Below are 15,896 nucleotides of genomic sequence, written 5' to 3'. Positions count from 1 at the left end.
AGGATCAGGTCTATGCTTGAGACAACACAACCTGACCCCTCAACCGACAAACCATTGACCTGGCGCGCTACCCGCCCGGTCAAAAACTGCTAGAACACGCGCTTTTCGCATTTGCAAGTAGGGGACTCGGCAGATGAACTTTACAAGGTGCAGAACAGCCAAATTACAGTGCACCAAGTCAAATGATATTAATTATCATTCCGGGATTTGTAATTCGTTACCACTCGCAAGAAACATAATTAACAAAACCGCTCGCAATCCCCGAATCTCAAGGCTTTCAGCCAGTTACAAAGGTGTTTTGTACTAAATCCTACGAATAAATTTGCCACAGAAATTTTACTTGCACCGGGTTTACCCATAAAATCAGCGCGATTGATTCAGCTGCGACATTTGGTCACTGCGTCTGCGACACCAGGTCGCCGTACTACTTAATTCAGACTGCAGAGCTGGGTCTCTGTATAAGGAACTCAAGCATGTCCGATTCGGCAGGACTCATCGCCCACAACTGGGGCTTTGCCATCTTCCTTCTGGGTGTCGTCGGCCTGTGTGCCTTCATGCTCGGCCTGTCCAGCCTGCTCGGTAGCAAGGCCTGGGGCCGCGCCAAGAACGAACCCTTCGAATCCGGCATGCTGCCCGTTGGCAGCGCCCGCCTGCGCCTGTCCGCCAAATTCTATCTGGTCGCGATGCTGTTCGTGATCTTCGATATCGAAGCCCTCTTTCTCTTTGCATGGTCTGTGTCCGTCCGCGAAAGCGGCTGGACCGGGTTCGTCGAAGCACTCGTTTTCATAGCAATTCTGTTGGCAGGTCTTGTCTACCTATGGCGCGTCGGGGCTCTTGATTGGGCTCCCGAAGGGCGTCGCAAGCGGCAAGCGAAGCTGAAACAATGAGGCTTTGGCATGCAATACAATCTCACCAGAATCGATCCGGATGCGCCCAACGAGCAGTACCCGGTCGGTGAACGGGAAACCGTCACCGATCAACTGCTGGAGGACCAGGTCCACAAGAACATCTACATGGGGAAACTCGAAGATGTGCTGCGTGGGGCGGTCAACTGGGGCCGCAAGAACTCCCTGTGGCCGTACAACTTCGGCCTGTCCTGCTGCTACGTGGAAATGACCACGGCCTTCACGGCACCCCACGACATCGCCCGCTTCGGCGCCGAAGTCATCCGGGCCTCGCCGCGTCAGGCCGACTTCATGGTCATCGCCGGTACCTGCTTCGTGAAGATGGCGCCGATCATCCAGCGCCTGTACGAACAGATGCTCGAACCCAAGTGGGTCATCTCCATGGGTTCGTGCGCCAACTCCGGCGGCATGTATGACATCTACTCGGTCGTTCAGGGGGTCGACAAGTTCCTCCCCGTGGATGTCTACGTGCCTGGCTGCCCGCCACGCCCTGAGGCGTTCCTGCAGGGCCTGATGCTGCTGCAGGAGTCGATCGGCCAGGAACGACGCCCGCTTTCCTGGGTAGTGGGTGATCAAGGCATTTACCGTGCCGAGATGCCCGCCCAGAAAGACCTGCGTCGTGAGCAGCGCATTGCCGTCACCAACCTGCGCAGCCCCGACGAAGTCTGATCCAGCGACCTGCCGCCCGCTCCTCAAGGAGCCGGCGGCCTGGCTTCATTCTTAACGCTGACCCAAAGCGACCGAGACCATGACAGCGGACAACGCTATTTTCATTCCGCCCTACAAGGCAGACGACCAGGATGTGGTCGTCGAATTGCACAACCGTTTTGGCGCCGAAGCATTCGTCGCCCAGGAAACCCGCACCGGCATGCCCGTGCTGTGGGTCAAGCGCGCCCAGCTCAAAGAGGTGCTCAGCTTCCTGCGCGGCGTCGCCAAACCGTACAGCATGCTGTACGACCTGCACGGCGTCGACGAACGCCTGCGCACCCAGCGCCGTGGCCTGCCGGCGGCCGACTTCAGCGTGTTCTACCACCTGCTGTCCATCGAACGAAACAGCGACGTGATGATCAAGGTGTCGCTCAGCGAAGGCGACCTGAACCTGCCTTCGGTCACCAGCATCTGGCCGAACGCCAACTGGTACGAACGCGAAGTGTGGGACATGTTCGGCATCGACTTTGCCGGCCACCCGCACCTGAGCCGCATCATGATGCCGCCCACCTGGGAAGGTCACCCGCTGCGCAAGGACTACCCTGCCCGCGCCACCGAGTTCGACCCCTACAGCCTGACCCTGGCCAAGCAGCAGCTTGAAGAAGAGTCGGCACGCTTTAACCCAGAGGCATGGGGCATGAAGCGCCAGGGCGCCAACGAGGACTACATGTTCCTCAACCTGGGCCCCAACCACCCTTCGGCCCACGGTGCCTTCCGCATCGTGCTGCAGCTGGACGGTGAAGAGATCGTCGACTGCGTACCGGACATCGGCTACCACCACCGTGGTGCCGAAAAAATGGCCGAGCGCCAGTCCTGGCACAGCTTCATCCCCTACACCGACCGCATCGACTACCTGGGCGGGGTGATGAACAACCTGCCTTACGTACTGGCGGTCGAGAAGCTGGCCGGCATCCAGGTGCCGCAGAAGGTCGATGTGATCCGCATCATGCTGGCCGAGTTCTTCCGTATCACCAGCCACCTGCTGTTCTTGGGTACCTACATCCAGGACGTAGGCGCCATGACCCCGGTGTTCTTCACCTTCACCGACCGCCAGCGCGCCTACACCGTGATCGAGGCGATCACCGGTTTCCGCCTGCACCCGGCCTGGTACCGCATCGGTGGCGTTGCCCACGACCTGCCGCGCGGCTGGGACAAACTGGTGAAGGACTTCGTCGAATGGCTGCCCAAGCGCCTGGACGAGTACACCAAGGCGGCCCTGCAAAACAGCATCCTCAAGGGCCGTACCATCGGCGTCGCTGCCTACAACACCCAGGAAGCCCTGGCGTGGGGCACCACCGGTGCCGGCCTGCGTTCCACCGGTTGCGACTTCGACCTGCGCAAAGCCCGCCCGTACTCCGGCTACGAGAACTTCGAGTTCGAAGTACCGCTGGCCCACAACGGCGACGCCTACGATCGTTGCATGGTCCGTGTGGAAGAGATGCGCCAGAGTATCCGCATCATCGACCAGTGCCTGCGCAACATGCCGGAGGGCCCGTACAAGGCGGACCACCCGCTGACCACACCGCCGCCCAAAGAGCGCACCCTGCAGCACATCGAAACCCTGATCACCCACTTCCTGCAAGTCTCGTGGGGCCCGGTGATGCCGGCCAACGAGTCGTTCCAGATGATCGAGGCGACCAAGGGCATCAACAGTTACTACCTGACGAGCGATGGCGGCACCATGAGCTACCGCACCCGCATCCGGACGCCGAGCTACCCGCACCTGCAGCAGATCCCTTCGGTGATCAAGGGCAGCATGGTCGCCGACCTCATTGCGTACCTGGGCAGTATCGACTTCGTTATGGCTGACGTGGACCGCTAAGCATGAACAGCACGCTTATCCAAACCGACCGTTTCGCCCTGAGCGAAACCGAGCGCTCGGCCATCGAGCACGAAATGCACCACTACGAGGACCCGCGTGCGGCGTCCATCGAAGCCTTGAAGATCGTGCAAAAGGCACGTGGCTGGGTGCCGGACGGCGCCATTCACGCCATCGGCGAAGTGCTGGGCATCCCGGCCAGCGACGTGGAAGGTGTGGCCACCTTCTATAGCCAGATCTTCCGCCAGCCCGTTGGCCGCCACATCATCCGCGTGTGCGACAGCATGGTCTGCTACATCGGCGGCCATGAATCGGTCGTCAGCCAGATCCAGAGCGAGCTGGGCATCGGCCTGGGCCAGACCACTGCCGACGGGCGCTTCACCCTGCTGCCGGTGTGCTGCCTGGGCAACTGCGACAAGGCCCCGGCCCTGATGATCGACGACGACACCTTTGGCGACGTGCAGCCTGCCGGTGTCACCAAGCTGCTGGAGGGTTACGTATGACCATTACTTCCTTCGGCCCGGCCAACCGCATTGCGCGTTCGGCCGAAACCCATCCGTTGACCTGGCGCCTGCGTGAAGACGGCGAACCGGTCTGGCTGGCCGAGTACGAGTCCAAGAACGGCTACGCCGGTGCCCGCAAGGCCTTGGCGCAGATGTCGCAGGACGACATCGTGCAGGCAGTCAAGGACTCCGGCCTCAAGGGCCGGGGTGGTGCTGGCTTCCCCACGGGCGTCAAGTGGGGCCTGATGCCCAAAGACGAATCCATGAACATCCGCTACCTGCTGTGCAACGCGGACGAAATGGAACCCAACACCTGGAAGGACCGCATGCTGATGGAGCAACAGCCCCATCTGCTGATCGAAGGCATGCTGATCAGTGCGCGGGCCCTGAAGGCCTACCGCGGCTATATCTTCCTGCGTGGCGAATACACCACCGCCGCCAAGAACCTTAACCGCGCCATCGATGAAGCCAAGGCCGCCGGCCTGCTGGGCAAGAACGTGCTGGGCAGCGGTTTTGACTTCGAGCTGTTTGTGCACACCGGTGCCGGGCGCTACATCTGCGGCGAAGAAACAGCACTGATCAACTCGCTGGAAGGCCGCCGCGCCAACCCGCGCTCCAAGCCGCCCTTCCCTGCCGCCGTGGGTGTGTGGGGCAAGCCGACCTGCGTGAACAACGTCGAGACCCTGTGCAACGTGCCGGCCATCGTCGCCAACGGCAACGACTGGTACAAGGCGCTGGCCCGTGAAGGCAGCGAGGACCACGGTACCAAGCTGATGGGTTTCTCCGGCAAGGTGAAAAACCCGGGCCTGTGGGAACTGCCATTCGGCGTGACTGCCCGCGAGCTGTTCGAGGACTACGCCGGTGGCATGCGCGACGGCTTCACGCTCAAGTGCTGGCAGCCGGGTGGCGCTGGTACGGGCTTCCTGCTGCCCGAGCACCTCGACGCACAGATGTACGCCGGTGGCATCGCCAAGGTGGGTACCCGCATGGGTACGGGCCTGGCCATGGCCGTGGACGACAGCGTCAGCATGGTTTCGCTGCTGCGCAACATGGAGGAGTTCTTCGCCCGCGAGTCGTGCGGCTGGTGCACCCCATGCCGTGATGGCCTGCCATGGAGCGTGAAGATGCTGCGCGCCCTGGAAAAAGGCCAGGGCCGCGCCGAAGACATCGAGACGCTGCTGGGCCTGGTCAACTTCCTCGGCCCAGGCCGTACCTTCTGTGCTCACGCACCGGGTGCCGTCGAGCCCTTGGGCAGTGCCATCAAATACTTCCGGTCCGAGTTCGAGGCCGGTGTCGCGCCAGCAAGCGCTGCCGACACCCTGCGCCCGAACCTGGGCCAGCCGATTACGGTTGGCGCATAACAAGATGAAACGCGGGTGGTCCGTGCCACCCGCCGGCCTTGCAGGCGCGCGCAGGTTTGACGCGAGCCGCGGGCCCACCGATTTCCATTAGCCACGCCCGCTCACGCGGGCCAACGAAGAACTTTGAACAATGGCCACTATCCACGTAGACGGCAAAGCGCTCGAAGTCAATGGTGCAGACAACCTGTTACAGGCCTGTCTGTCGCTCGGCCTCGACATCCCCTATTTCTGCTGGCACCCGGCGCTTGGTAGCGTTGGCGCTTGCCGGCAGTGCGCGGTCAAGCAGTACACCGACGAGAACGACACCCGTGGTCGTATCGTGATGTCCTGCATGACCCCTGCCTCCGACGGCACCTGGATCTCCATCGAAGACGAAGAGTCCAAGGCGTTCCGCGCCAGTGTCGTCGAATGGCTGATGACCAACCACCCGCACGACTGCCCGGTGTGCGAGGAAGGCGGTCACTGCCACCTGCAGGACATGACGGTAATGACCGGCCACAACGAGCGCCGCTACCGTTTCACCAAGCGTACCCACCAGAACCAGGACCTCGGCCCGTTCATCGCCCACGAGATGAACCGCTGCATCGCCTGCTATCGCTGCGTGCGTTATTACAAGGACTATGCCGGTGGTACCGACTTGGGCGTCTACGGCGCTCACGACAACGTGTACTTCGGCCGGGTCGAAGACGGCGTGCTGGAAAGCGAGTTCTCCGGCAACCTGACCGAGGTCTGCCCGACTGGCGTATTCACTGACAAGACCCACTCCGAGCGCTACAACCGCAAGTGGGACATGCAGTTCGCCCCGAGCATCTGCCATGGCTGCTCCAGCGGCTGCAACATCAGCCCCGGTGAGCGCTATGGCGAACTGCGCCGTATCGAGAACCGCTTCAACGGCTCGGTCAACCAGTACTTCCTGTGCGACCGCGGCCGCTTCGGCTACGGCTACGTCAACCGCACCGACCGCCCCCGTCAGCCGCTGCTGGCCGACGGCACCAAGTTGGGCCTGGATGCTGCACTGGACAAGGCCGCCGACCTGCTGCGTGGCCGTACCATCGTTGGCATCGGCTCGCCACGCGCCAGCCTCGAAAGCAACTATGGCCTGCGTGAGCTGGTGGGCGCCGAGTACTTCTACTCGGGTATGGAGGCCGGCGAGCTGGCCCGCGTACGCCTGGCGCTGAGCGTGCTGAACAACAGCCCGTTGCCGGTACCGACCCTGCGCGACATCGAAGACCATGACGCCGTGTTCGTGCTGGGTGAAGACCTCACTCAAACCGCCGCGCGCCTGGCCCTGTCGGTGCGCCAAGCCACAAAAGGCAAGGCCGAGGCCATGGCCGAGGCGATGAAAGTACAGCCTTGGCTGGACGCCGCCGTGAAGAACATCGGCCAGCACGCGCTGTACCCGCTGTTCATCGCATCCCTGGCTGAAACCAAGCTGGACGACGTGGCCGAAGAATGCGTACACGCCGCGCCAGCCGACCTGGCCCGCATCGGCTTTGCCGTGGCCAACGCCATCGACCCAAGCGCCCCGGCCGTTGCTGGCCTGGACAGCGAAGCCCAGGCCTTGGCCCAGCGCATCGCCGACGCACTCGTGGCTGCCAAGCGCCCACTGGTGGTCGCCGGTACCTCGCTGGCCGACCCGGCGTTGATCGAAGCGGCTGCCAACATCGCCAAGGCGCTGAAGCTGCGCGAGAAAAACGGCTCCCTGAGCCTGGTAGTGCCCGAGGCCAACAGCCTGGGCATGGCCATGCTCGGGGGCGAGTCGGTAGACGCTGCACTGGATGCAGTGATTGCCGGCAAGGCTGACGCCATCGTGGTGCTGGAAAACGACCTGTACGCCCGCGTACCGGCTGCCAAGGTCGATGCTGCCCTGGCGGCGGCCAAGGTGGTGATCGTGGCAGACCACACCAGAACCGCCACGGTCGAGCGTGCCCACCTGGTGCTGCCAGCTGCATCGTTCGCCGAAGGCGACGGTACCCTGGTGAGCCAGGAAGGCCGTGCCCAGCGCTTCTTCCAGGTGTTCGACCCGCAATACCTGGACAGCAGCATCCAGGTTCACGAAGGCTGGCGCTGGATGCACGCCCTGCGTGCCACCCTGCTGAACAAGCCCGTGGACTGGACCCAGCTGGACCACGTGACCAGCGCCTGCGCCGAAGCCGCCCCGCAACTGGCCGGCATCGTCAACGCTGCGCCAAGCGCCGCGTTCCGCATCAAGGGCATGAAGCTGGCCCGCGAACCGCTGCGTTATTCGGGCCGTACCGCCATGCGCGCCAACATCAGCGTGCACGAACCGCGTACCCCGCAAGACAAGGACACCGCGTTCGCGTTCTCGATGGAAGGCTACTCGGGCTCTGCCGAACCGCGCCAGCAAGTGCCGTTCGCCTGGTCGCCGGGCTGGAACTCCCCGCAGGCGTGGAACAAGTTCCAGGACGAGGTCGGTGGCCACCTGCGTGCCGGTGATCCGGGCGTGCGCCTGATCGAATCCCAGGGCGATGGCCTGAGCTGGTTCACTGCCATTCCGGGCGCCTTCAACCCGGCCCGTGGCAACTGGACAGCCGTGCCGTTCTTCCACCTGTTCGGCAGCGAAGAAAACTCGTCGCGCGCCGAACCGGTGCAAGCGCGCATCCCGGCTGCCTACGTGGCACTGGCCAAGTCCGAAGCGGACCGCCTGGGTGTCAACGAAGGCGCCCTGCTGAGCCTGAACGTGGCTGGCGTGGCCCTGCGCCTGCCGCTGCGTATCAATGAACAACTGGGCGCAGGCCTGGTGGCATTGCCCAAAGGCCTGGCCGGCATCCCGCCTGCCATCTTCGGGGCAACCGTCGACGGCCTGCAGGAGGCAGCACAATGAGCTGGTTCACCCCGGAAGTAATCGATGTGATCCTCAGCGTCTTGCGCGCCATCGTGGTGCTGCTGGCGGTGGTGGTGTGCGGCGCGCTGCTCAGCTTCGTCGAGCGCCGCCTGCTGGGCTGGTGGCAGGACCGTTACGGCCCGAACCGCGTCGGCCCCTTCGGCATGTTCCAGATCGCTGCCGACATGCTGAAGATGTTCTTCAAGGAAGACTGGAACCCACCCTTCGTCGACCGGGTGATCTTCACCCTGGCACCGGTGGTGGCCATGAGCGCCCTGCTGATCGCCTTCGTGGTCATCCCGATCACCCCGACCTGGGGCGTGGCCGACCTGAACATCGGCCTGCTGTTCTTCTTCGCCATGGCGGGCCTCTCGGTGTACGCCGTGCTATTCGCCGGCTGGTCGTCGAACAACAAGTACGCCCTGCTGGGCAGCTTGCGGGCATCGGCACAGACCGTCTCGTACGAGGTGTTCCTGGGCCTGGCGCTGATGGGCGTGGTGGTGCAGGTGGGCTCGTTCAACATGCGCGATATCGTCGAGTACCAGGCACAGAACCTGTGGTTCATCATTCCGCAGTTCTTCGGCTTCTGCACCTTCTTCATCGCTGGCGTCGCCGTGACTCACCGTCACCCGTTCGACCAGCCGGAAGCGGAACAGGAACTGGCCGACGGCTACCACATCGAGTATGCCGGCATGAAGTGGGGCATGTTCTTCGTCGGTGAGTACATCGGCATCATCCTCATCTCGGCGCTGCTGGTCACCCTGTTCTTCGGCGGCTGGCACGGCCCGTTCGGCATTCTGCCGCAACTGTCGTTCCTGTGGTTCGCGCTGAAGACCGCATTCTTCATCATGCTGTTCATCCTGCTGCGCGCCTCGATCCCGCGCCCACGCTATGACCAGGTGATGGACTTCAGCTGGAAGTTCTGCCTGCCGCTGACCCTGATCAATTTGCTGGTGACCGCTGCGATCGTGCTTTACAACACGCCAGCCGTCGCGGCCCAGTGAGGATTTGACCCATGTTCAAATATATCGGCGACATCGTTAAGGGCACCGGCACCCAGCTGCGCAGCCTGGCAATGGTGTTCTCCCACGGGTTCCGCAAGCGCGACACCCTGCAGTACCCCGAAGAACCCGTGTACCTGCCGCCGCGCTACCGCGGCCGCATCGTGCTCACCCGCGACCCCGACGGCGAAGAGCGCTGCGTGGCGTGCAACCTGTGTGCGGTCGCCTGCCCGGTGGGCTGCATCTCGTTGCAGAAGGCCGAGACCGAGGATGGACGCTGGTACCCGGAGTTCTTCCGCATCAACTTCTCGCGCTGCATTTTCTGCGGGCTGTGTGAAGAAGCGTGCCCGACCACCGCAATCCAGCTCACTCCGGATTTCGAAATGGCCGAGTTCAAGCGTCAGGACCTGGTGTACGAGAAAGAAGATCTGCTGATCTCCGGCCCCGGCAAGAACCCTGACTACAACTTCTACCGTGTTGCGGGCATGGCGATCGCTGGCAAGCCGAAAGGCGCTGCGCAGAACGAAGCCGAGCCGATCAACGTGAAGAGCTTGCTCCCATAAGGACAGAAAGATGGAATTCGCTTTCTACTTCGCATCCGGGATCGCCGTGGTTTCCACCCTCCGGGTGGTCACTGGCACCAACCCTGTGCACGCCCTGCTCTACCTGATCATTTCGCTGATTTCCGTGGCGATGATCTTCTTCTCCCTTGGCGCGCCGTTCGCGGGCGCCCTGGAAGTGATCGCCTATGCCGGCGCCATCATGGTGCTGTTCGTGTTCGTGGTGATGATGCTCAACCTGGGGCCGGCCTCGGTAGCCCAGGAACGTGGCTGGCTCAAGCCGGGCATCTGGGCCGGGCCGGTGATTCTTGGCGCCCTGCTGCTGCTCGAGCTGCTGTATGTGCTGTTCGTCGCCCCAAGCGGCGCCGCCATCAGCGGCACCACCGTGGGCCCGAAGGCCGTTGGCATCAGCCTGTTCGGCCCCTACCTGCTGGTGGTCGAACTGGCGTCGATGCTGCTGCTGGCGGCAGCGGTCACCGCCTTCCACCTGGGCCGCAATGAGGCGAAGGAGTAAATCATGGGTGCTATCCCTCTCGAACATGGTCTGGCGGTCGCCGGCATCCTGTTCTGCTTAGGTCTGGTTGGCCTGATGGTCCGCCGCAACATCCTCTTCGTGCTCATGAGCCTGGAAGTGATGATGAACGCCTCTGCCCTGGCGTTCGTCGTCGCCGGCGCCCGCTGGGTGCAGCCTGACGGCCAGGTGATGTTCATTCTGGTGATCAGCCTGGCAGCCGCCGAGGCCAGCATCGGCCTGGCCATCCTGCTGCAGCTGTATCGCCGCTTCCACACTCTCGACATCGATGCTGCCAGTGAGATGCGCGGATGAACCTTCTCTTTCTGACTTTCGTCTTTCCCCTCATCGGCTTCCTGCTGCTGTCGTTCTCGCGCGGGAGGTTCTCGGAAAACCTGTCGGCCGTGATCGGCGTGGGCTCGGTAGGCCTGTCGGCGGCCACCGCTGCCTATGTCATCTGGCAATTCAACGTCGCCCCGCCTGAGGGTGGCGCCTATAGCCAGCTGCTGTGGCAGTGGATGTCGGTGGACGGCTTCGCGCCGAATTTCACCCTGTACCTGGATGGCCTGTCGGTCACCATGCTGGGCGTGGTCACCGGTGTCGGCTTCCTGATCCACCTGTTCGCCTCCTGGTACATGCGCGGCGAAGCCGGTTATTCGCGCTTCTTCTCGTACACCAACCTGTTCATCGCCAGCATGCTGTTCCTGATCCTGGGCGATAACCTGCTGTTCATCTACTTCGGTTGGGAAGGCGTGGGCCTGTGCTCGTACCTGTTGATCGGTTTCTACTACAGCAACCGCAACAACGGTAATGCAGCGCTCAAGGCGTTCATCGTCACCCGTATCGGCGACGTGTTCATGGCCATCGGCCTGTTCATCCTGTTCGCCCAGCTGGGTACGCTGAATGTGCAGGAACTGCTGGTGCTGGCACCGCAGAAATTCCAGGCCGGTGACACCTGGATGGTGCTGGCAACGCTGATGCTGCTCGGTGGCGCGGTCGGTAAATCCGCCCAGCTGCCATTGCAAACCTGGCTGGCCGACGCCATGGCGGGCCCTACCCCGGTTTCGGCACTGATCCACGCCGCGACCATGGTAACCGCCGGCGTTTACCTGATTGCCCGCACCAACGGCCTGTTCCTGCTGGCGCCAGACATCCTGCACCTGGTAGGCGTGGTGGGCGGCGTGACCCTGGTGCTGGCCGGCTTCGCCGCGCTGGTGCAGACCGACATCAAGCGTATCCTCGCCTATTCGACCATGAGCCAGATCGGCTACATGTTCCTGGCCCTGGGCGTAGGTGCATGGGACGCCGCGATCTTCCACCTGATGACCCACGCGTTCTTCAAGGCCCTGCTGTTCCTGGCGTCCGGCGCGGTGATCGTTGCCTGCCACCACGAGCAGAACATCTTCAAGATGGGTGGCCTGTGGAAGAAACTGCCCCTGGCCTACGCCAGCTTCGTGGTTGGCGGCGCTGCGCTTGCGGCCCTGCCTATCGTGACCGTGGGCTTCTACTCCAAGGACGAGATCCTCTGGGAAGCCTTCGCCAGCGGTAACTCCGGGCTGCTGTACGCCGGCCTGGTGGGTGCGTTCATGACCTCGCTGTACACCTTCCGCCTGATCTTCATCGCCTTCCACGGCGAAGCCAAGACCGAAGCCCATGCGGGCCATGGCATCAGCCACTGGCTGCCACTGGGCGTGCTGATCGTGCTGTCGACCTTCGTCGGCGCCTGGATCACCCCGCCACTGGCTGATGTACTGCCGCAAAGTGCCGGCCATGCCGGTGGTGAAGCCAAGCATGCACTGGAGATCACCTCGGGCGCCATCGCCATTGCCGGTATCCTGCTGGCGGCGTTGCTGTTCCTGGGCAAGCGCAGCTTTGTCAGCGCAGTCGCCAACAGCAGCCTTGGCCGGGTGCTGTCGGCCTGGTGGTTCGCCGCCTGGGGCTTCGACTGGATCTACGACAAGCTGTTCGTCAAGCCTTACCTGCTGATCAGCCACCTTCTGCGCAAGGACCCGGTCGACCGTACCATCGGTTTGATCCCGCGCATGGCGCGCGGCGGCCACGTTGCCATGAGCAAGACCGAGACTGGCCAGCTGCGCTGGTACACCGCTTCCATCGCCGTAGGCGCAGTGCTGGTACTTGGCGCTGTGGTAGTGGCCGCGGTATGACCATGAACCTTGCGAACCTTGCGACCCTGCAAAAGGAAATGAACCCGTCATGATTTTGCCTTGGCTGATCCTGATCCCCTTCATCGGCGGCTTCCTGTGCTGGCTGGCTGAGCGCTTCGGCGCCACCCTGCCACGCTGGATCGCGCTGCTGACCATGTCCCTGCTGCTCGGCATCGGCCTGTGGCTGTGGGCTAACGGCGACTACACCCTGGCCCCCGCTCCGGGCGCCGAGCCTGCATGGGCCCTTGAATACAAGGTCCAGTGGATCCAGCGCTTCGGCATCAGCATCCACCTGGCGCTGGACGGCCTGTCGCTGCTGATGATCCTGTTGACCGGCCTGCTCGGCGTGCTGTCGGTGCTGTGCTCCTGGAAGGAAATCCAGCGCCATGTCGGCTTCTTCCACCTGAACCTGATGTGGATCCTGGGTGGTGTGGTCGGCGTATTCCTGGCCCTGGACCTGTTCCTGTTCTTCTTCTTCTGGGAAATGATGCTGGTGCCGATGTATTTCCTCATCGCGCTCTGGGGTCATAGCTCGGCAGACGGCAAGAAAACCCGCATCTACGCCGCCACCAAGTTCTTCATCTTCACCCAGGCCAGCGGCCTGATCATGTTGGTGGCGATCCTGGGCCTGGTGCTGGTCAACTACAGCAATACGGGTGTGATCACCTTCAACTACAGCGACCTGTTGAAGGCTGACCTGCCGGCCGGTACCGAGTACCTGCTGATGCTCGGCTTCTTCATTGCCTTCGCGGTGAAGCTGCCGGTGGTGCCCTTCCACTCCTGGCTGCCGGATGCCCACGCCCAGGCGCCCACCGCGGGCTCGGTGGACCTGGCCGGTATCCTGCTGAAAACCGCCGCCTACGGTTTGCTGCGTTTCGCCCTGCCGCTGTTCCCCAACGCCTCGGCCGAGTTTGCGCCCATCGCCATGACCCTGGGCCTGATCGGGATCTTCTACGGTGCCTTCCTGGCGTTCGCCCAGACTGACATCAAGCGCCTGATCGCCTTCTCCAGCGTTTCGCACATGGGCTTCGTGCTGATCGGGATCTACTCCGGCAGCCAGCAGGCCCTGCAGGGCGCCGTCATCCAGATGCTGGCCCACGGTGTTTCGGCTGCCGCGCTGTTCATTTTGTCGGGCCAGCTGTACGAACGCCTGCATACCCGTGACATGCGCCAAATGGGGGGCCTGTGGCACCGTATCGCCTACCTGCCGGCCATCAGTCTGTTCTTCGCCGCAGCTTCCCTGGGCCTGCCGGGCACCGGTAACTTCGTGGGCGAGTTCCTGATCCTGCTGGGTAGCTTCGTGCATGTACCGTGGATCACGGTCATTGCCACCACTGGCCTGGTGTTCGGCTCGGTCTACTCGCTGATCATGATCCACCGTGCCTACTTCGGCCCGAGCAAGGCCGACACCGTGCTGGCCGGCATGGACGCTCGCGAACTGATCATGGTCCTGGGCCTGGCAGTGCTGCTGATCCTGCTGGGCGTGTATCCGCAGCCGTTCCTCGACACCTCTGCCGCCACCATGAGTGGCGTGCAGCAGTGGCTCGGTTCCGCTTTCACTCAACTCGCTTCGGCCCGGTAAGAGCGCTATGGAATTCACCACTCAACACTTCATCGCATTGGCGCCGATGCTGATCACCACTATCACCACGGTGGTGGTGATGCTGGCGATCGCCTGGAAGCGCAACCACTCGCAAACCTTCCTGCTGTCCACCGTGGGCCTGAACCTGGCCCTGCTGTCGATCCTGCCGGCGCTGAAGGTAGCCCCCCTGGCGGTTACCTCGCTGGTGACCATCGACAAGTTCGCCTGCCTGTACATGGCGATCATCCTGGTGGCAACGCTGGCGTGCGTCACCCTCGCCCACGCCTACCTTGGCGATGGCGCCAAAGGCTTCCCGGGCAACCGCGAAGAGCTGTACCTGCTGCTGCTGATGTCGGCACTGGGTGGCCTGGTGCTGGTCAGCGCCAACCACCTGGCCGGCCTGTTCATCGGCCTGGAGCTGTTGTCGGTGCCGGTGTACGGCCTGGTGGCCTATGCCTTCTTCAACAAGCGGTCACTGGAAGCCGGCATCAAGTACATGGTGTTGTCGGCGGCAGGCTCGGCTTTCCTGCTGTTCGGCATGGCGTTGCTGTACGCCGACGCCGGCAGCCTCACCTTCGACCAGCTGGGCAAGGCCCTGGCCGCCACCAGCATGCCAAGCCTGCTGGCCCAGCTGGGCCTGGGCATGATGCTGGTCGGCCTGGCCTTCAAGCTGTCGCTGGTACCGTTCCACTTGTGGACCCCGGACGTGTATGAGGGCGCTCCTGCCCCGGTTGCCGCGTTCCTGGCCACGGCCAGCAAGGTGGCGGTATTCGCCGTGGTGGTACGCCTGTTCATGCTGTCGCCTGCTGCAAGCAGCGGTGTCTTGAGCACGGTGCTGGCCGTGATCGCGGTGGCATCGATTCTGGTCGGCAACCTGCTGGCGCTGACCCAGAGCAACCTCAAGCGCCTGCTGGGTTACTCGTCCATCGCCCACTTCGGCTACCTGGTGATCGCCCTGGTTGCCAGCAAGGGCCTGGCCATGGAAGCCATGGGCGTTTACCTGGTGACCTACGTGATCACCAGCCTGGGTGCCTTTGGCGTTATCACCCTGATGTCGTCGCCCTACGCTGGGCGTGATGCGGATGCGCTGTACGAGTACCGTGGCCTGTTCTGGCGCCGCCCGTACCTGACCGCCGTACTGACCGTGATGATGCTGTCGCTGGCGGGCATTCCGCTTACCGCAGGCTTCATCGGCAAGTTCTACATCATCGCCACAGGCGTCGAGTCGCAACTGTGGTGGCTGGTGGGTGCACTGGTGGTGGGTAGCGCCATTGGTGTGTACTACTACCTGCGCGTCATGGTGACCCTCTACCTGGTAGAGCCGAACCTGCGCCGTCACGATGCCCCGTTGAAGTGGGAGCAGCGCACCGGTGGCGTCATGCTGCTGGCCATCGCCGTGCTTGCGTTCGTGCTCGGCGTGTATCCGCAGCCGTTGTTGGACCTTGTTCAACAAGCCAGCCTGCAACTGATCGGCTGATCGGTCCGGCAACACGAAAACACCCCGCTTGTGCGGGGTGTTTTTGTATCTGCGCCATCAAGGTGGTGCGCCATCCATGGCCACATCGTTGCGCCTCACTCACCGTGGCAGCTCAGCGCTGTATCCGGTAACGCCGCCTTGCGCAAGTCGCCCTTGGCTGGCGGCAGGTAGACGCCGGGGTTTGGCATGCCGCTAGGGGACAACTCGTGGGTCATCTCGAACTCAGCGCGCACTGACCAGCCGCACGCCTCGGTGGTGCATTGCAAATAAGCAATTCGCAAGAAAATATGACGGCCTTCGCTGGTACGTATGCGCATGCGGCTATGGCAATGCGGGCAGACCAGTTTATAAGTACTCACGAGAAGTACCTGCTAGCATTGTCCATGCCCCTGCGATGCAGGCATGATCCGAACACCACGTAGGTTTTGGCTGAATGCAGGGCTGGGTGGCTCATCTTCA

The 15,896-nt window shown here is 62.8% G+C and carries 14 protein-coding genes; 13 read left to right on the top strand and 1 reads right to left on the bottom strand.

The genetic code is table 11. The annotated features are described in order from the left end of the window. Positions 1–473: 473 nt before the first annotated feature. The 13 genes from PPA02S_RS03970 (at position 474) to nuoN (ending at position 15,437) form a co-directional block, all read left to right on the top strand. Complete coding sequence (locus PPA02S_RS03970) at positions 474–887, top strand: NADH-quinone oxidoreductase subunit A (protein WP_003251427.1); 414 nt, start codon at positions 474–476, stop codon at positions 885–887. 9 nt (positions 888–896) lie between these two features. Next, the gene (locus tag PPA02S_RS03965; RefSeq protein ID WP_008096180.1) at positions 897–1,574 is read left to right on the top strand and encodes a NuoB/complex I 20 kDa subunit family protein; all 678 of its coding nucleotides are present in this window, start codon (positions 897–899) and stop codon (positions 1,572–1,574) included. Positions 1,575–1,653: 79 nt separating this feature from the next. Next, positions 1,654–3,435 carry an NADH-quinone oxidoreductase subunit C/D gene (nuoC, locus tag PPA02S_RS03960; protein WP_028632279.1) on the top strand — a complete coding sequence of 594 codons (1,782 nt, stop codon included), beginning with the start codon at positions 1,654–1,656 and terminating at the stop codon, positions 3,433–3,435. A 2-nt stretch (positions 3,436–3,437) separates the two neighbouring features. Then, positions 3,438–3,935: an NADH-quinone oxidoreductase subunit NuoE gene (gene nuoE, locus PPA02S_RS03955; protein WP_028632278.1), complete on the top strand. Its 498-nt coding sequence runs from the start codon at positions 3,438–3,440 to the stop codon at positions 3,933–3,935. Further along, complete coding sequence (gene nuoF, locus PPA02S_RS03950; protein WP_028632277.1) at positions 3,932–5,296, top strand: NADH-quinone oxidoreductase subunit NuoF; 1,365 nt, start codon at positions 3,932–3,934, stop codon at positions 5,294–5,296. Before nuoE ends, nuoF begins: the two co-directional genes overlap by 4 nt. Positions 5,297–5,426: 130 nt before the next feature. Then, entirely contained in the window at positions 5,427–8,141 is a 2,715-nt protein-coding gene (gene nuoG / locus PPA02S_RS03945) for an NADH-quinone oxidoreductase subunit NuoG (RefSeq protein ID WP_028632276.1), read from the top strand. Further along, a complete protein-coding gene (gene nuoH / locus PPA02S_RS03940) occupies positions 8,138–9,145 on the top strand; it encodes an NADH-quinone oxidoreductase subunit NuoH (RefSeq protein WP_028632275.1) in 1,008 nt (335 codons plus the stop codon). Before nuoG ends, nuoH begins: the two co-directional genes overlap by 4 nt. Before the next feature lie 11 nt (positions 9,146–9,156). Continuing rightward, a complete protein-coding gene (gene nuoI / locus PPA02S_RS03935) occupies positions 9,157–9,705 on the top strand; it encodes an NADH-quinone oxidoreductase subunit NuoI (protein ID WP_016488223.1) in 549 nt (182 codons plus the stop codon). Positions 9,706–9,715: 10 nt separating this feature from the next. Beyond that, on the top strand, positions 9,716–10,216 hold the full coding sequence (gene nuoJ / locus PPA02S_RS03930) for an NADH-quinone oxidoreductase subunit J (RefSeq protein ID WP_028632274.1): 501 nt from the start codon (positions 9,716–9,718) through the stop codon (positions 10,214–10,216). 3 nt (positions 10,217–10,219) lie between these two features. After that, on the top strand, positions 10,220–10,528 hold the full coding sequence (gene nuoK, locus PPA02S_RS03925; RefSeq protein WP_003251446.1) for an NADH-quinone oxidoreductase subunit NuoK: 309 nt from the start codon (positions 10,220–10,222) through the stop codon (positions 10,526–10,528). Beyond that, positions 10,525–12,378: an NADH-quinone oxidoreductase subunit L gene (nuoL, locus tag PPA02S_RS03920; RefSeq protein WP_028632273.1), complete on the top strand. Its 1,854-nt coding sequence runs from the start codon at positions 10,525–10,527 to the stop codon at positions 12,376–12,378. Before nuoK ends, nuoL begins: the two co-directional genes overlap by 4 nt. Before the next feature lie 49 nt (positions 12,379–12,427). Further along, positions 12,428–13,960, top strand: a complete 1,533-nt coding sequence (gene nuoM, locus PPA02S_RS03915) for an NADH-quinone oxidoreductase subunit M (RefSeq protein WP_028632272.1) — start codon at positions 12,428–12,430, stop codon at positions 13,958–13,960. A gap of 7 nt (positions 13,961–13,967) precedes the next feature. After that, entirely contained in the window at positions 13,968–15,437 is a 1,470-nt protein-coding gene (gene nuoN / locus PPA02S_RS03910; RefSeq protein WP_028632271.1) for an NADH-quinone oxidoreductase subunit NuoN, read from the top strand. A gap of 95 nt (positions 15,438–15,532) precedes the next feature. Here the strand turns inward: nuoN and PPA02S_RS22480 are convergent, their stop codons facing one another. After that, positions 15,533–15,796, bottom strand: a complete 264-nt coding sequence (locus tag PPA02S_RS22480) for an Ogr/Delta-like zinc finger protein (RefSeq protein WP_060481467.1) — start codon at positions 15,794–15,796, stop codon at positions 15,533–15,535. Positions 15,797–15,896: the final 100 nt, after the last annotated feature.

The organism is Pseudomonas parafulva NBRC 16636 = DSM 17004 (assembly GCF_000730645.1).
Lineage (GTDB): Bacteria > Pseudomonadota > Gammaproteobacteria > Pseudomonadales > Pseudomonadaceae > Aquipseudomonas > Aquipseudomonas parafulva.
The sequence above is the reverse complement of the archived record's forward strand: the minus strand, read 5'-3'. Positions and strand labels throughout refer to the sequence as shown.